Raw genomic sequence first — 17,069 nt, 5'->3', positions numbered from 1 at the left:
CGTGTCACCTGGCTTCTGGTGGGAAGACATCGAAGGCAAGGCAGGCTCTCCCCGGCGGGTATGAGAAGTGTGTTAACAGGCAGGAGTTGGCGGAAAAAGGGCCGCTTTAAAAATCGGCCCCCTTGCCAATTACCCTGCGCTCGGGATATTAGCCACCATGCGCATGGATGTAGTGAGTTCTTCCATCTGCAACCAGGGCTTCAGGTATGCAACAGCGCTATAACAACCCGGCTGTCCTGGAATTTCCTTTACTTCTACTCGCGCTTCAGCCAGTGGATACTTCGCCTTCATTTCAGCACTGGCATCCGGGTTGGAATTGGTGTACTGGGAGATCCACTTATTCAACCAGCGCTCACAGTCACCCGCCTCCATAAAGCTACCCACTTTATCGCGTGCCATTACCTTGAGGTAATGGGCAATTCGAGATGTTGCCATCAGGTAGGGCAGGCGAGCGGATATAGAGGCATTCGCGGTTGCATCTGGGTCATCGAATGCTTTTGGTTTCTGGGTGCTCTGGGAGCCAAAGAATACAGAGTAATCGGTATTCTTGTAGTGGCACAGCGGCAGGAAACCCTGTGCACTGAGCTCCGCCTCTCGACGATCGGTGATACCGATTTCAGTCGGGCACTTCTGGTCCAGGTCACCATCATCGCTTTTGAACAGGTGAGTCGGCAGGCCTTCCACTTTACCGCCCCCTTCCGCACCACGGATTGCAGTACACCACGAGTTTTCAGCAAATGCCTTGGTCATGGTCGTACCCATCACGTATGCTGCGTTCATCCAGCAATACTGTTCGTGACTAGCTGGACGGGAGACACCATCCTCGTCTACTTCGAACTCTTCGTAGTTAAAAGACTCAACCGGCTTGGTGTTGGCGCCGTACGGAGTGCGCGCCAGGGTACGCGGCATCACCAGGGTTACGAACCGGGAGTCATCGCTGTCCCGGAAGCTGCGCCACTTGATGTATTCACCAGACTCAAAGATGCCGCCCAAATCGCGCGGCTTGGAGAGTTCGGTGAAGTCATTGAAGCCAAACATACCCGCACCCGCTGCGGAGATGAATGGGCAGAAGCCTGCAGCGGCGACGTTGGACATTTTACTCAATAGCTCAATGTCTTCCGGGTGACTGGTGAATTCGAAGTCGCCGATCATGCAGCCGAACGGTTCGCCACCCGCAGTGCCAAACTCTTCTTCATATATCTTTTTGAAGGTCTGGCTCTGATCGAACTCAACCGCCTTGTCCAGATCGCGGAACAGCTCGCGCTTGGTGATGTTCATCATGCGGACCTTGAGAGTCGCACCCGTTTCGCTGTTCATTACCAGATGATTCAGACCGCGCCAGGACCCCTCAAGCTTCTGGAATTTTTCGTCGTGCATGATGGCCGCGAGCTGCTTGGACATTGCCGCATCAATTGCGGCCACCGCCTTATTGACCGTCTGCGTAAGGTTGCGATCCCAGGTTACAGTGCCCTGTAGAACCTGTTGGGTCAGGTTGGCGATCAGGTCCTGGGCTTCATCTGGCTGCGTCTGCTTGGTGGCGGAAATCGCCTGCTCCAGCAGGCTTACTGACTGCTCTTCGACTTCCTGTTCCGCTACATTTTCAACTTCGGTGCTCATTACGCATCCTCTCCCTTGTCATCTCCCAGTCCAAGCTGCTCGGAGATTGCCGTAACGTTTTCAGTGCTCTGGAGAATGTCCTCCAGAACCTTCTCCAGCTCCTCAGAGCGGTCCGCTTTGCTCAGCAAGTCGCGCAGCTTACTGCGTGCTTCCAGCAACTGTTTGAGAGGCTCTACCTGCTCGACGATCTGCTCTGGGGTAAAATCATCCATGTGATTGAAATCGAGGTTTACCGCCATTTTACTACCATCATCAGACAGGGTGTTTTCGACCTGCAACGCAAGTTTCGGATTCACCTTAGCCATCACATCGTTGAAGTTATCGCGATCGATCTGGACAAACTTACGCTCTTTGAGTGCTTTTCGGTTTTCCATATTGTCGCCGGAGTAGTCACCCATGACACCCGTTACGAAAGGCAGCTCTTTTTTTACCTCCGCACCATTGGTTTCAACATCATAGGTAATGTGAACGCGTGGCTTGCGCACTCGCTTTAGTTTGTTGTGAATACTCTCGGACATCTGGGTCTCCTTTCCTCAATACGGGAATCGTGGTGGTTTCTATGGATTTACCAACTGGGTTCTGCGGTCGGCTCCGGGGCTGCCCAGCCCGAATCTTCCTGGGCGGGTTGAGACTCGACGCCGGCAGCAGGCTGCTCAGGAGAGCTGGACTGGGTAACTGGTGGCGCCACATAACGCTGGCTGTCGGAGCCATCCAACCGCACACCGGTCAGCTGTGAATACATCGCGCGGGACTGATCGTCGGGCAGAAGTTCACCCATCAGCTCGGCAACGGTCATCCGCCCCCAGCCAATGAGTCGCTCGAGACCAGGTGCCAGCGGCGTATGCGGCTCGTACGTGCGGAAATATTTCGCGGCCTTTTCCAGCAATTGCAGGGCGTCTTCCCTGGAGGTGATAGCGCCGGTAGGTACAGAGACCATCTGCATCGCGATTCCTCCATTCTCGGCGACGGCGACAGGCGCCTGCCCGGCGTCCACGGCAATGGGCTCGGCCTCTTCCACAGCGGCGAGCGACTCAAGCTGGGACTTGTAGACAAAGCGGACTGTGCGCAGCACTTCATCGAGAAGGGTAGTGATATTGGTCGAGGGCGGTGCATCACTGCCACAGGATTCCCGCAGTGCAGCATTGGCGGCCTTGAAGCTGGTGAGGCACTCTTCCAGCGTATCCACCAGATCCGATGCCCATTGCGGAGCTGCCGGGGTGGCACAGGCATCAAACTCGCCGATGCTGTAGCCGAGTGTTTCTACACGCGCCGCCTTGGCGTCCGGGTCAGCGATCTTGTCTGCGTCCCGTGCCTGCTGATAGTGGAAAAAGGAGTAGCTGCCGTAATCGCCCTCCGGGGTGATCTCGGCGTTGCGGATTGGCATCAACAGGGTGCCGTCTGCACCGTCGCCGTTGAGGCCAGTAAGGGGCGCCACTTTTGTTTCAATGCCGTCTTCATCAGGCTCGGGGTATAGATCGTCCCAGTATTCCGCGATCAACCGCTCGATGAGCGTAAATCCGTCGCGCAGCCCGGGAAAGCCGTGCAGGCGAATTAGCGCTTCGGTATACCAGCTGGCGACCTCGAGATCCTTGCTCTTTTCCTTGAGAATCTTCTGTGCAGTCTTGGCTACCTCGCGCCAAGGAGCGAGCAGATCGGCGTCGCTCTCATCGAACATCGCCGAGCGCTCTGCGGCACGCGCGCTGTTACGGGCGTCCTTGATGGTGTAGTAATCGGAGGTGGGGGAGCGATCTGCGCGGATGTCATCACCCTGTCGCCGCTCGCCGGGAATATCCTGCAGAAGAGAGTCGAGTTCAATCGCATTCGGAAATGCCATGAAAAATCCTTTTTTATTATCAGGCGCGGAAGGTGTCGACTGCGCGCCTATCATTTCGTGACCTTTCAGGCTAGCGCAGCCTGGGAAAACACATCATGCGAAGCGTTCTTCGAATTTTTATCGTTCGTCTCCGGGGCATCTTTTACTGCCCCGGTAAAGCTTGCGATCAGCTGATCGAATACGCGCCTCCGCGCTGAAAACACACCCTGTTCACACCACAGGAATAGCGTATAGATTCTGTCATCACAGCCGATACAGGCCACGAGGTACTGAACCGGTACAGTGTCGACCTCGGCAAGTAACTCGCCAAAGAATCCCGTCCCTCCATCGAGCGGCAGTTTCTCTGGCGGGCTGCTTACCGCGGCCCGGTGTAGCTGAGTCGCACATTGGGATAACTGTGCGCAGCAGTACTCTTCTACCGTTGGTGCCGACCGAAAATCTTCAACTCTCTGCGGCAACACAACCATAAATTCATTGTTTTCCAGGCTACCCGCCTGCAACACCGCCCGGTGGTTCAGATCGTCAAATACCCGCCAGAAATCGGGCACAGATACAGCACAACTGCCGTCATCGGACACCAAGCGTAGTGCTAATGAATCGGATCTAGAGGGACTCAAGCTCGCTGTGGTGTTATCAGTCCGCTGGATTTCGGCATGCCAGCCCGCCGCCCACAGGGCCTGCACCAGCTTCTCGGCTTCCGTCACCTCGCGACAATTTTTTATCACCCGAGAGCCACCACTCAGCAGCTTTTTAATCTGGGTGAAATCCAGGCCGAACTTCTCGGCCAGCAACCGAATCCCCTGTCGACGTTCAACCCCTTCCCTGAGAACACCGGTAAAAATTACCGCGCATTGACTCGCTGACATTTTCAATCCCTGAACTGTTTTCCAAGAAAACCTGTTAAAGGAATCCTGGTACGACCGGACTTCAATGTCCGACTTTCAAAAAAATTCTGCAGCCCGCTGTGCAGCGTGTGAACTTTTACTTAAGAAACAAAAAATATATTTCCGCAATCTACGAAAGAAATCGGCACTACCGTACCGATTACGGGAACACCAAAGTATTATTTTATCGGAATAGAATTCCGCTTGAACACCAATTTGAATGCAAATACAGATAAAATGCAGATTTTTATTGGTACGAACATACCAACTAGATAAGAGCCCCTTCTATTCTTCACCAGTGATATTTCGGCGCGCCAAGCATTCGGCTATAACTTAGCGGATCAGGCAATCCCGGACTCAATAGTGAACTCGGGGCGAGGTGCTGCGAACCTTCACACCACCAGAGGCTATAACTGTTATGTTTTTCCTTCATAAGAATTTCGAGCATTGTCGGATAATGCTGTGAAATTCGCGAGGCACCACTGAGTGTGAACAAATCGGCTTCTCTGTCTACATTAATCGCATTGCCTGGAATCCGCGGTGGCGGGGGAAATCGCTCCAGCACCTGATCCGCAGAAAGTGCATGCTGCAGCGCCTCAATCGCCAGTGTGGAGGCCTGCTCATACCACTCCTCGGCTTCAACCAGCACAGCGAATGGATTTGATCCATTTTCCAATGGCGCGGCAAGTGTGACAGGAAAGTAGCGCCCCACACTGTCTACACTCGGCACCAGTATTCCTATCCAGCCCTGTCGGTCGAGCACACCGGGGCTCATTGCAAAGAGCCAGATTGGGCTAGTCAGGTAATAATCCAGCCAGCGGTCACCGACCAGTTCTCGGGAGCCGTGCACCGCGCGCTGCAGCCATTCATCCCAGGGCGTAACAAAGCTTGCTGGCAACTCCCGCTGAATAAAGTCGCCGTGCCCCGGAAGCTTCCCAAAGATCCCTCTGTGTGACATACCAGCTCCGCCTACAGTACTTGCGGACAGCGATATCCGCCCAGCAAGCCTTGATCGAATGGATTACTCACGCCGGATGCAGAAAGTTTGAACTGGGCCGAACGTCCGGATTCTCGGAAAGTAACCAGATGCTCAGACCCATTGCGTGAAGACTCCAGTTCTGAATTCAGTAGTAATCGGTACCAGGCCCAGTCGCCTTCGAAATGTTGCCGATGTACCGTTTCGTTCAGGTCCTCAAACAGAATCCGTACCCGGTTCGTTTCCCCGCCGCGCCAATCCAGTTTGGAGCGCGTGCGCGGACCGTGTGAATAGGGAACTCGCTGATTGCCAAGCTCCAGGGAAAAAAGTCGCACACCCGAATCCAGCTTGGTTGGCTCTATGCGGAAACTGTACCCGGCCTGCTCACCCTGACTGAACAGGGTTTTCCGGATACGCTCCGCGCGCTCCATTTGGTGCAGTGCACCACTGGAAATGCCCAATGTCTGGCCTTCCAGGGCCTTAAGTCTCCAGTTGCGGGTATCTACAAACGGCTTCAGGTACTCCTGTATGAACTGCTGCTCGATACCGCCGGGCTTGAAGTACTTGTTGAACGCCATTACCGGCGCCTCCTGGCTGCCGCTGGCCCGCAGAGGGAAACGGTCCGCGAGGCTACGGCTATACACACTGTATACTTGCTCTCGCCATACGCGATCGATGTGACGTTTGGCTTTGGCCATCACCAACCCCCAGGTGCTGTCTGCAATCTCCTCCAGCCACTGGTCAAACGGTGCTGGAGCATTGGCGGCCTTCACTCGCAATTGCTTGATTGCATCTCCGGCGCCATTGAAGCGAGCCCTGGCCTTGTTGAAAGCCACTTCATCGGTATCCACACCACTGTCAATCTCCGCCAGATAGGCCTGTAGCTGGGTGATGCTGGAAAGATAATCCTGTACGCGGGCCGGTCGGCTTTTTTCGCTGCGGGTCAGCCTTTGCAGCGGCTCAAACCGAAGGTCGACCACGGTCGGCTGAAATTTATCCGCCAGTTTGCTAGCTGCACCACTGACAGCCGCGGTGCTGAGGCGACGGGTGGTGCTGGAAACCGGAAGCGGTACGCCACTCGCGTCCAACGGCACTTCAGGTCGGGGGGTCAGTAATGTGTTGTCTGAAGTGATTTCAACAATGGCAAGCAGGGGCGAGTACACAGGGTCGGAAAGTTTTGACAAGATATCCAGTGCTTGTGAGGTGGACTGGAACCGCTGGATCGGGAACCCCGATACGAACTGCTGCCAGCGCTGTTGATATTCGCCGAGATAGATTCGCTTCACGTCCTCTCCAAGCCGCTTGCGGTCATCTTCATTGAAATCTTCCCCACTGAGCTCCCCACCATATATCCAGCGTTCGTCTGCCAGCTGATCCAGTAGCGGTGAATCGGCATCGAAGTTCAGCTCCTTATATCCAGCCTTGGTATACAGGTAAGGAATATGGAAGCGGCTATCACCAGGATCGACGCCAAACAGTTGTACGGTATCTCCACCCACTTCCCCGTAGAGGTCGATCTGTGTCTGCCCCAGATCGCTGCGCAACATCTGTGCGTACAGGCGCTGCGGTACCGGGATACGGCGCAGTTGCTGCCGAGCCGTTGCAATGGCCCGTTCATTGGGCTCAAGATCCTCCGGCAGCGGTGAAGAAAAAAGCCGCTGCAGATGGGTCATCATCTGCTCTTGCTTACCTGCCTCGCCCGACAGAGTCTGTGACCAATCATCGCTGAAATATGCCGTTAGATCTTCGAGGCTGCGCCTATCTGGATTAAACAACATCAAATAGGTCTTTAGTGTTTGCGGTAGTGCTGGATCCGCGCTGTCGAGCATTAACAGTCGCTGCTCCAGGGAACGCTGCAGGGCCGGCAGAAACGTCAGTGCTAGCTGCTGGCGGTAGAGGCGGTCCGCCGCAGCATCGACCCTCTCATCGTACAGACCGAGATTGTTGAGCCAGGGATGGTCTTCTTTCTGATATACGCGCGATGCGGCGTTCAGCGGCGCGAGCAACTCGAGGGTTTGCGAGGGAGAGAGTTTACGGCTGCCCAGTCTTATCTTGGCTTCTTCGTAAAACGCGATATTGCTGCGGACTTCTCCCATATAACGATGGTTCTGCGCGATGCTCCCAGTCCACAGGAATATAGCGCCGACAAAAGCCGCAGCGGACGCTACATAGACGGAACCGCGCAGCCAACGGGTAACGCGCTCAACCTTGCGATTCACACCGACCAGTTCGGCTTCCGGGAATATCACATCTTTTAACAGACGATGCAGGAAGTAGCTCTTGCCTACCCCCTGGAATCGCTGCGCCACTTCCCGTTCGAGACCGAAGTCGGAACTCACCGAGGCCATCATCCGGTCAATCGGGCTTCCCTCCTGTGTGCCACTGGTAAAGTACACGCCGCGTACCATGGGCACCGTGTCGTAGCGATTGGCACTGAACGCCTGCCTCACAAAATCGGACAGTACGTTTTGCAGGCTCTCCATGCGCGCAGGGAATCCCTGTAACAGAGCGCGCTTCTCGACATTCCGCTCCTGATGTACACGCCAAAGGACCCTCTGATTGAGCCGTTGGATCAAGGCCTGGAACTCGCTAGCAAAGTCATCGAGCGGTGCTCCCGCCCCCGCATGTGCCTCTTCTGGGAAGCTGATACCCCACACCTGCTCCCGCTCAGCCTGGGAAAGGTTATCGAAATATTCGCTGAAGCCTGCAACGAGGTCGCACTTGGTGAAGGTGAGGTAAATCGGGAAGCGAATCCCCAATTGCTGCTGGAGATCATTAATACGCGCGCGGATTGTCTTGGCCTGATGTACGCGTTGCTCGGTGGTCTGCACCATCAGGTCCTGCAGGCTAATCGCGACCAGCACCCCATTAATCGGACGGCGACGGCGGTAGCGCTGCAACAGGTTCAGAAAGGCTTTCCAAGCATTATTATCATATACCCGGTGACTGTCCTGCGTAGTATAGCGACCGGCGGTATCAATCAATACCGCATCATTGGTGAACCACCAATCACAATTCCGAGTGCCGCCTACACCCCCGAGCGCCTCTTTGCCGTGGCTTTGTGCGAGCGGAAATTCCAGGCCAGAATTGACCAGTGCAGTGGTTTTACCGGACCCAGGCGGGCCGATAATGATGTACCAGGGCAACTGATAGAGTGAAACATTGCCACGCTGGGATTTAAACCGTGCCTTGCGCAGGACCTGCATGGCGTCACGAAAACGTTCCGACAAAGCATTCAGCTCTTCGCGGCTTCGTTCCTCGTCGGGATCCACTTCTTCCTGCGATTCTTCAATACCTTGAATCAACGCTTGGTTCTGTCGGCGCTCCACCAGCCACTGGCTCAGGTTCCACACCAGCCAGATTGCAAAGATAAATACGATGATGGTGAGACGCGCACCTGAAGGCAGGGTGGCATTATCACTGCCGAATTTTATGTAATCGGCACCAAACCAGATTAAAAGCGAGAGCGCACACAGGCCAATCAGGCCCAGCACCCATTTATTGGTGAAAAAAATCGCCAGTCGTTTCATGAATTACTCCAGTCCCCGCGACCATTCTGCGCCGGGCAATCAGCAACCGTATCTAGCGCGGCTGCGCAATGTTGTCCTGCAATTCAGGCATCAGTGCCTGTATTTCTTCCGCTACCGGCGTTGCGCTCTGATACAGCCACCAGCGGTACCCGCTGAACGTGGCTACCAAAACGCCGAGCACCACACAGGCAATAACCCAAAGCGGTACGTAATGGATCAGTCTTGTCTTGCGATCCACACAACCCTGCCAGCGAGGGGAAAGATCGCGGTCCATAGCCGGACGATGGCTTTCAATAGTGCGGTACAAATTGTCACGGATCTGTTCCAGCTGTTCATGGCCTCTCTGTACCAGGCGATACTTGCCTTGGAAGCCAAGGCTGAGACACAGGTAAAAAAGTTCCAGCAGTTCAATATGCGATCCCGGTGTTTCCAGGGTGCGCTGCAGGATCAGAAAGCATTTCTCACCACCGAAGGTTTCTTTGTGGAACAGGCTTAACAGCGAGTGCTGGCTCCAGCCGCTTGCGGTACCCCAGGGAGTGGACAGCACTACTTCGTCCACCACCGTGCACAGTAGATATCGTGCGGTCAGCACCGTTTCCTGGGAGAGGGATAGCTGTCTGGCCTCGCGCTCGAAGCTCTGAATTTCGCGAGTCAGCCGCTTGTGCAGGTCCGGCACATTCGTGTGGTTCATCGTGCTACGGAGCTTGATGATAGCCCCGAGCAACTTGGAAGCCGCCGAGATCAGCGGATTCAGACTGTTGCGTATACGCACTTCTCCAAGGGCTATGTCGGGGGCCGTGGGCTGCTGTGGCTGGGGCGGCTGTCTACCCGCGGGCGCGGCCGCTCCTGGAGTTGGGATCATCACTGTGCGGTCTGCAGCACCGGGCGCTGAATAAGCATCATTACTCATGTTCAGTTATTCCTTATTGCCCACAGTTCCATAGTAAGGCCGGGGAACTCTGCTCCCAGATGTACCGCGAACCCACCGGAGCGCTGCATTGCCTGCCATAGCTCGCCCGTCCGCTCGAGTTCGAAATAGGTAAAGCCAGCATGGTAAGGAATCTGCCGCGGCGCGACCGGTAGTGCACGAATAGACAGGCCCGGCAACTGCGCGGAAATGAGTTCGCGGATTGCCTCCACCGGCGCGACTTTTGCCTGACTGGGAAACCGGCTGCGCAGCAGGTCTCCAGGCATATCCGCCTTTGCCGCCATCACAAAGCTTGCGGTTTTGATCAGAGACGGATCCGTTACCGGCGCCACATATATCCCGAACTTACGTTGCACCAGCTCCATGGCGATGGCGGTCTGCTCGAGGACCGTGGAAAGGGATTGTCGCAATGCGGAAAATAATCCCACATAACTCTGCTGCAGGTTTTCGTGCATATAACGCGGGATTTCCGGCGGCCGCTTGTTGGCGGCGGTAAATGTGGAGAGCTCGCCAGCGAGCTGCAACAGCTCCAGAAACAGACTGTGCGGATGCAGCCGGGGCTGTCCGGTGATCTGCTTAAGCAAAGGCTCAACACGGTTGATAACCTGCAGTAAAAGATAATCTGCGATCTCGGCAGAGCCACTGCGACCGCTGTCTGCCAAACGATGACCCAGTGCTGTACCACGATGATCCAGTAAGCCCTTCACTTCTTCGATATACGCTTTGATTACCGGAGAGGCATCAACGTTTAACAGCGGCGGGATGTAATCGGGATCCAGTTCAACCGGCTTTTCCGGCTGCCGCTCGCGAATACGGGTAATACCGATTGCCGCATAGCCGCTGAGATCCTCGCTGCCGAGCTTCAGGCAGGCCCGCAGTTTGCCCACCTGAATCCGTGCCGCCTCGCCAGAAGTGGAGGCGCTGTTACGCGCGTCGAAGTTGGCGGCCTGATAGCGTGCCTGGGGGAAATCTTCCTGATCCCTGACCGACTCCTGGCTTCCCGGGCGCTTCATCGGCACACACAGGTAGACAGTTTCATCCCGGGTATTAACCGGCACATCCAGCACATCCGGCAGGTTTTCATTCTCCGGCGCCAACACCGGGGTGCCATCGGGAAAAATGCCACTAATTCGGGATAGAGAAATTTTTCCCATGGCCAGCGGCTCACTGTCGATGGCCAGTTCCAGCAGCCCCCACGTATAGGGGCCCAGGGCACCCGTGCGGGCCTCGACCAGCTGTTCCAGATAGCGGTCCTGTTGCTGGAAGTGCTGTGGACGAAGGAACATTCCCTCGCTCCAGATAACCTTATTATTCGCCGACATACGCTGTCCTTGTTGCGGCGCCAGGCGGTTGCCTTGCGGATTGGATGGGAGCGAATTTCCGATTTACTTTCCGGACTGCTGCAGCTTACGCAGTCGCTCATACTCTGCGCTCGAAATGGTTACCGTGTTGTCTTTTTTCGATTCACCACGGGCAGCACGACGACGCATATCAAGGGCTTCTGTAGAAGCCATGCGCGTACCCTCAAGTGTGATCGCATATTCATTCTTTCTGTGATCGATAATTGGCAACAACATCAGCGCATCGGCATCCTGATACTGGACAAACTCCGCCAACAGGCCGATATATCTAACTTCTGGAGTCAGTGCCAGCTGTTCGACCCGCTGCTCTCCCGGAGCGAACTCCTTGAGAACGACTGTGTCAATCAGGTCCTTGCCGAGACGGGATTCGGCGTTTTCATACAAGTTGAGAAAGTCTTCACGGGAAAACTGGCGATCATCGGCAAGCATGAATACCCGTACGACTACCGGTGAGGAACGTCCATCGCTATCCGGATTTACGTCATTTTCGATCTCAACCGCCAGCGCAATGCTGGTATCCAGGTTCAATGTGCGGCGGGTGGTCTGACAGGCCACGAGCCCCATGACCAGCGCGATCACAACCAGTAGTTGAACTATCTTTTTACTTTCCACAGTGATCTCCATATGTTCGCCGGCAGCCCTGCGGGCACCGTTTGATTTTTACAGCTTTATAAACAGCGTTTTCCTTATCATTGGCCTTTGCCAAAACTGCGCGCGTTCTTGAGTTCGGATAACTGGCTTTCGTACGTAGCAGCAAATTCATCACCAAACAGACGTCGGTAGCAGGCTTCCGGGTCGCTGATCAGCTGCCGGTACATCTCTACAAAATTGTCCCAGTTACGTGCGCCCTTACTGGAGAAGACACCGCCCTGAGCACCATTGCGCCGCTCGATATATTCCGGGCTGAAAAAACGCAACATCGCATCGTAGCCGGCGCGCATTCCGGAAAGCACTGCCACCTGATGATCCGACAGGTCATCAAAACTGTCGCGCACTGCGTCTACCGGCTGCAGGAATGCACCGTTACCTGCAAACATCGCGGCCAGCGCATCGGCCGCACTGGCACTGAACTTGAGTGGATTGTTCGCCTCGGTCTGTATCATGGTGCGCTGCACGCGCAATTCGTTTTTTATGCTGGTGCGTGCGCGTAACAGGTCGATCAGTCGCGACACGGTTTCCTCGATAATCTCCGCGGACTGCTGATCCAGATGCTGTAGCTGCTCCGCACGCAAATTGAGACCGAGCCTTTCTGCCAGCATGTTCCCTTGAATCGAGCCTTGCGGCTGCGGCTGCGCACTCTGGGATGGCGTCGGGACAGGCGCAAATTGCTGTGAAGCACCGGCGAATCCAGCGGCGGTCGATGGGGTAACAGGGGCGTCAGTGGACGGGGCGACAGCTGGGGCAACCAGCAGCTCGGATTCGGGCGCTGCGGGTGTATCAAAACCCGGCGCACCCTGCACCTGCTCACTCACCAGTGCAGAGAGTGAATCGGCGAAGGGATTGTTGGTGGTGGGCGCCGGGGTAACCGACGGCTGCGGAGTCTCGGCTACGGTGCCAAAAGATTGATGCTGCGCGCTCCCCGTCATCGAATTGGGTTGCGGGGGCGCCAGCGGAGGACTCTGCAGCGCAGACTGACCCGACTGCTGTACCGAAAACTGCATCGCGTGGCTATGCACGGGTGCGTGATCTGCGGCGCTACCCTCTTTCCACCAGTCGTCATCGCCTCCCCAATGATCAGCGGACGCCACGGGCGGCACAATACCCGCACCAGGAACATTCAGCATTTCCAGTGGATCACTGGGTGCTTCCTGACCGAGAAAGCCGTCCATCGACTCGCCGCACGGCGCACCGGTCAGGTATCCCCATTCGCCACTCGGATTGCTGCTAGCGCCCCCACCTGCTCCCATATTCCCCCCGGCATTGCCTGCAGTGGGATCCAGCCAGCTATCCAACTGCTTTGCTTCCTGGGCGGTTTGCATTTTTGCCGCTGCCGCCGGGCTGAATGTGGTTCGGTCCACGCTGTCGAGGAAATCAGCCCCACCCAGGCCATCGGGCAATCCTGCTTCGGCCCTGGCCTGGCGAATACTGACTTTCAGCCGGTAGTCTCCGAGGACAATTGCATCGCCATCCGTCAGGGCAACACGGTTGCCCTTGCCCAGTGGATCCTCTGACTGATTGTGATAGGTCCCATTGGTACTCTGATCGATCAGGTAAAACTGGTTGTTCGCAAACTGGATCTCACCGTGACGCGATGAAACCACACGCTGGGGATCCGGTAGGACCCAATCATTACTATCGGCGCGTCCAAAGCTGCCTCCGGCGCTGCTGAACAACTTGGTGTGCTTGATCATGTTGGCGCCTTCCGGATCGGCAACCACAGAGAGGATTAAATCCATGACGTTCAACTCCAAGGCCCGCAGAGCGGGGTTCCGGCAAGGGACTGTAGTTTTGGCAATACAATCTGATCCCGGCCCTGCACCGAGCGCAGCGTGGACAGGCCAGCAGATTGAAAACGTGTGGCTCCAGCATCTGTCATCAGGGCTTCCGCACAGGGCGTCATCCACTGCCCCTGGGGCAGGCGGCGCAGGTGCAGGGGAAGGTCGGAGTAGATATCGGAGGCGATGACGGCAGGCTGACCGCGGGCGACAAACTCGCTACACAAGGAGAGTGCCAGCAGGTAGGCGCCATTGCCCCACAGATAATACTGGTGGCCAAGCTCAGGGGTGAGCTCTTCAAACTTGAAGATCTCAGTACGTGCGGTATCCGCACCATAAGGCAGGCGCAACATAAAACGGGGAGCAGCCAGTGCTATATGTGCGCAGGCATCGTATTCACGCACGGCCTGCCAGCTGCTGGCGAACTCTTCCGACAGCGGGTAATGCCAGTCATCGGGATCCATGGAACCCGCGAGACTGGCACAGCCGGCGAGGCGGCTGTCGCCCCCCATCAGCAATGCGCTACCTGCGGCTTCGGCGATGGTGGCCAGATCGATCAGCATATGCAGATCCCGCTCTTGATCCTCGATAAAGAAATCCCCCAGGATCAGGTTGTAGGGCACTCCCCCGGCCACGGCCTCACCTGTGACCAGACGCTGGAACAGCTGGGATTTTTCCAGATCATCTTCTGCCTGGGACAGGTCCGCCAGTATCTCTTCCTTGCTGACATCGATCAGGTGAAGCTCCAGGCCGGGGTGATCCTCGAGGCGACGCAGCAACAGGTGCAGGCTTCGCCAGCTTGCCTCTATCTGACGAAAATCACTGTGATGCATGATCTTGCGCATGGCTTCGGACGCAGCCTGGGCAACCGCCTCCAGATATACGCCCTGGTTAACGTCTGGTTTTTGCTGCACATAAGGAGCAACGATGTCTTTGATCAGTTGATCGATCTGCCCCGTGGCACTGGACTGGTATTCCTTCTGGTACGCCTGCCCGGAGAGAATCGCATCCAGCATCGAGCGTGCCGACAATCCACCTGCGGTATGGTGTGCAGATGGGTCCAGCGCTGCCAGCTCCGGTCGCCACTGCTGGATTTCATCGGCGGCGCGAGAAAAGTCCGCCGGTGTCAGTAGCTGTTTTTCCAGCTCGATAAATTTCTTGAACAGGGGTACCCGCTGATACAGATAATCCGGATGCAGGTCGTCGAACTCCAGCAGGTGTAACGGCTGCTCCATGAGCGGAAGGCGGATACTTACCTGTAACTGTTCGAACAACAGTTCAAAATTATCTTTGCGTAGCGGATAAGCCCTGCGCGTGGCAATGCTGCCGGGGTCACATCGCTTACCACTGCCTCGGCCACTGAAGTCGCCCAGTATCGCAACCTTCAAACTGGTACCACGGTGCAAAGTCGACCCGTGATCAGCCTGCTCACCAAAAATCGTTCCCGAGGTGTTTAACGTCGCCCTGCTCATACGCCGGTATCCATGGTCACGGGTATAGCCACGGGTTTCTCGTCCCCGGTGGCGCCCCCCGTTGCATCTGGTTTTTCTTTTGGTGGTGGCATCAATTCTGTATTCCGGGTCCGAGCGCTATCAGCACGCGCGGTTACAGGAGCATCCGTGGCTTTGCGTGTTGTATTTTTTCGCGGCCTGCCCCGCTTCAAAGGTCGCACTCGCTGGTTAGCGATCTGTTCAATTTTGTCCTTGAATACATCGCCTCCGAGTATCTGGCCGAGCTTGATGGTCTCAGCAATGTACTCGAGCAATCGCCGATCGAAGCGATAGCGGAAAAGCTTGCGATAGGCCTCGGCACGCTGTTGCGGGGTTTCACCCAGCTTCAAATAAAGACGGTGGTCGGTAATCACATCACTTTCCTCATTACTGGCGTGATGACTGAAGCTGGACCACGGATACGCACCCAGGGAATCTGCCAATCCAAGATACAGCGGACGCAATTCCACATAGCGATAGCAGGTAAGCAGATACGCATCCGAATCAATCAGGCTGGACTTGTAGCGCCCCGCCCAGAGCGTGCCAGAGCGTTTGTACTTGTGATTGACAAACTGCACATAGCGCCGCCCCAAGGATTGCATCATCGAAGAAATACCGTCTGGCACTCTTGGTGTAGCGATGACCTGGATCATATTCGGCAATAAAACATAGGCATGCACCTCGACCCGATACTGGTCTGCCGCATTGCGCAGGCTGCTCAGATAAAATTGATAATCTTCCTCAGCATAAAAACAGGGCAAGTTGTTATGGCCTACCTGCACGATATGCTGGGGAATATCAATCAGATTGAGTCTCGGGAGACGGGGCATCTTGCCGATAATTCCTTTTAATTTGCACAACCGTACCAGTTGCGCATCCGTTACTGTGGAGGGGCACGCATTATTGCAAAACCAGTAAAAAAAATTCAAACGTTACTCGTTAGCACGTTAACATTAACTGATTACATTTATGGAATTTCGCTCGCGCGCGGAACGGAATCTCGTTTTTACGGACAGGTCATGGAGTAATGACAGACATGGAGCCCATCAGGCTGGCTGTCAACGGACGCACCGATATCGGCCAGGTGCGAGAGGAAAATGAAGACAGTATCCGCTGCCATAGTAGCGAGAATCATCCCTTTGCCTATGTTGTCGTTGCAGACGGTATGGGGGGATACAGTGGCGGCGCCATGGCGAGCAACATCGCCGCCGACACTCTTCAGGACCAGCTCGACAAATTACTTAACGCCACGTTTCTCTCCTGCTCACCACAGCAACAACAGCTGATGCTGCGTGCAGCTCTTGTTGATGCCATTGGTGTGGCCAATCGAAAAATTCTCGATAAAAAACAGAGCCATCCGCAGTTTTCCCACATGGGCACCACCCTGGTGAGCGCTGTGATCTGGCAGGATTTCCTGGTGGTGGCGCATATCGGTGATTCCCGTGCCTACCTCTGGAACAACTACGGCCTGCAGCCATTGACCAAGGATCACAGTGTGGTTCAGCAGATGATTGATTCCGGGCAGCTGACCCGGGAACAGGCACAGTCGTCCCAAGTACGCAATCATATTACCCGTGCACTGGGTGTCGCCGAGAAGGCCGAAGCCACCATCAATAGCTGGACATTAAAGGAAAGCGCACTGCTTTTATTGTGTAGTGACGGCCTGACTGAATACTTGTGCGATCATGAAATACAGCGGGTTATGGCAACCTATCGTCCCGCGCTGGAATGTGTGTACCACTTTATCGATGATGCCAACCAGCGCGGCGGACGTGACAATATCAGCGCAGGGATCATTGAGTTCTGCAATCGCGCGGATGCGGTTGTTGAGTTCTCAGGAAATCCAGTCACGCTAAAGCCGAAGCAGAAAGGTGACATCACTATAAGAAAGACACAGCGCTAATCAAACACGTTACAAGTTTCGGCCCAAACCCTATTAATTGAGCAAGCCCAATGACACCGGAAAGTATGGTCGGTTTTATTCCTTCCGTTCTCGCTGACCTCGTCCCGCCGC

Annotated in this window: 13 protein-coding genes; 1 reads left to right on the top strand and 12 read right to left on the bottom strand. The window is 55.4% G+C overall.

Features of this window, described 5'->3' with window-relative positions; translation table 11 throughout:
• Window positions 1-129: 129 nt before the first annotated feature.
• The 12 genes from tssC to JF535_RS03350 form a co-directional block, all read right to left on the bottom strand.
• The gene (gene tssC / locus JF535_RS03405; protein ID WP_206999117.1) at window positions 130-1,617 is read right to left on the bottom strand and encodes a type VI secretion system contractile sheath large subunit; all 1,488 of its coding nucleotides are present in this window, start codon (window positions 1,615-1,617) and stop codon (window positions 130-132) included.
• Window positions 1,617-2,135, bottom strand: coding sequence for a type VI secretion system contractile sheath small subunit (gene tssB, locus JF535_RS03400; RefSeq protein WP_066960576.1), 519 nt, complete (start codon window positions 2,133-2,135; stop codon window positions 1,617-1,619). The genes tssC and tssB overlap by 1 nt, the downstream gene beginning before the upstream one ends.
• A gap of 47 nt (window positions 2,136-2,182) precedes the next feature.
• Window positions 2,183-3,451 (bottom strand): type VI secretion system protein TssA, encoded by a 1,269-nt coding sequence (tssA, locus tag JF535_RS03395; RefSeq protein ID WP_206999109.1) that lies wholly within the window; start codon window positions 3,449-3,451, stop codon window positions 2,183-2,185.
• Window positions 3,452-3,516: 65 nt separating this feature from the next.
• Window positions 3,517-4,242 (bottom strand): hypothetical protein, encoded by a 726-nt coding sequence (locus JF535_RS03390; protein WP_206999102.1) that lies wholly within the window; start codon window positions 4,240-4,242, stop codon window positions 3,517-3,519.
• Window positions 4,243-4,627: 385 nt separating this feature from the next.
• Window positions 4,628-5,293 (bottom strand): type VI secretion system-associated protein TagF, encoded by a 666-nt coding sequence (gene tagF / locus JF535_RS03385; protein WP_206999100.1) that lies wholly within the window; start codon window positions 5,291-5,293, stop codon window positions 4,628-4,630.
• 11 nt (window positions 5,294-5,304) lie between these two features.
• On the bottom strand, window positions 5,305-8,841 hold the full coding sequence (tssM, locus tag JF535_RS03380) for a type VI secretion system membrane subunit TssM (protein WP_206999098.1): 3,537 nt from the start codon (window positions 8,839-8,841) through the stop codon (window positions 5,305-5,307).
• Between the two features lie 52 nt (window positions 8,842-8,893).
• Window positions 8,894-9,703 (bottom strand): type IVB secretion system protein IcmH/DotU, encoded by an 810-nt coding sequence (gene icmH, locus JF535_RS03375; RefSeq protein ID WP_242523675.1) that lies wholly within the window; start codon window positions 9,701-9,703, stop codon window positions 8,894-8,896.
• Between the two features lie 50 nt (window positions 9,704-9,753).
• Window positions 9,754-11,091: a type VI secretion system baseplate subunit TssK gene (gene tssK / locus JF535_RS03370; protein WP_206999077.1), complete on the bottom strand. Its 1,338-nt coding sequence runs from the start codon at window positions 11,089-11,091 to the stop codon at window positions 9,754-9,756.
• A gap of 63 nt (window positions 11,092-11,154) precedes the next feature.
• Complete coding sequence (tssJ, locus tag JF535_RS03365) at window positions 11,155-11,742, bottom strand: type VI secretion system lipoprotein TssJ (protein ID WP_340674111.1); 588 nt, start codon at window positions 11,740-11,742, stop codon at window positions 11,155-11,157.
• Between the two features lie 77 nt (window positions 11,743-11,819).
• Window positions 11,820-13,526, bottom strand: coding sequence for a type VI secretion system-associated FHA domain protein TagH (gene tagH / locus JF535_RS03360; protein ID WP_206999067.1), 1,707 nt, complete (start codon window positions 13,524-13,526; stop codon window positions 11,820-11,822).
• Between the two features lie 5 nt (window positions 13,527-13,531).
• Entirely contained in the window at window positions 13,532-14,953 is a 1,422-nt protein-coding gene (locus JF535_RS03355; RefSeq protein WP_206999065.1) for a type VI secretion system contractile sheath domain-containing protein, read from the bottom strand.
• A gap of 80 nt (window positions 14,954-15,033) precedes the next feature.
• Window positions 15,034-15,984, bottom strand: a complete 951-nt coding sequence (locus JF535_RS03350; RefSeq protein ID WP_242523567.1) for a transposase — start codon at window positions 15,982-15,984, stop codon at window positions 15,034-15,036.
• Window positions 15,985-16,091: 107 nt separating this feature from the next.
• Between JF535_RS03350 and JF535_RS03345 the strand changes: the two genes are divergently transcribed.
• Window positions 16,092-16,958 (top strand): Stp1/IreP family PP2C-type Ser/Thr phosphatase, encoded by an 867-nt coding sequence (locus JF535_RS03345; RefSeq protein ID WP_206999063.1) that lies wholly within the window; start codon window positions 16,092-16,094, stop codon window positions 16,956-16,958.
• Window positions 16,959-17,069 lie beyond the last annotated feature (111 nt).

Source organism: Microbulbifer salipaludis (assembly GCF_017303155.1).
GTDB classification, from domain to species: Bacteria; Pseudomonadota; Gammaproteobacteria; order Pseudomonadales; family Cellvibrionaceae; genus Microbulbifer; species Microbulbifer salipaludis.
The sequence above is the reverse complement of the archived record's forward strand: the minus strand, read 5'-3'. Positions and strand labels throughout refer to the sequence as shown.

Coding starts and splice junctions, on each gene's coding strand:
- icmH (WP_242523675.1), bottom strand. CDS start 9,703: ATGATCCCAACTCCAGGAGCGGCCGCGCCCGCGGGTAGACAGCCGCCC.
- JF535_RS03345 (WP_206999063.1), top strand. CDS start 16,092: ATGGAGCCCATCAGGCTGGCTGTCAACGGACGCACCGATATCGGCCAG.
- tssB (WP_066960576.1), bottom strand. CDS start 2,135: ATGTCCGAGAGTATTCACAACAAACTAAAGCGAGTGCGCAAGCCACGC.
- tssM (WP_206999098.1), bottom strand. CDS start 8,841: ATGAAACGACTGGCGATTTTTTTCACCAATAAATGGGTGCTGGGCCTG.
- tssA (WP_206999109.1), bottom strand. CDS start 3,451: ATGGCATTTCCGAATGCGATTGAACTCGACTCTCTTCTGCAGGATATT.
- tssK (WP_206999077.1), bottom strand. CDS start 11,091: ATGTCGGCGAATAATAAGGTTATCTGGAGCGAGGGAATGTTCCTTCGT.
- tagF (WP_206999100.1), bottom strand. CDS start 5,293: ATGTCACACAGAGGGATCTTTGGGAAGCTTCCGGGGCACGGCGACTTT.
- tagH (WP_206999067.1), bottom strand. CDS start 13,526: ATGGATTTAATCCTCTCTGTGGTTGCCGATCCGGAAGGCGCCAACATG.
- tssC (WP_206999117.1), bottom strand. CDS start 1,617: ATGAGCACCGAAGTTGAAAATGTAGCGGAACAGGAAGTCGAAGAGCAG.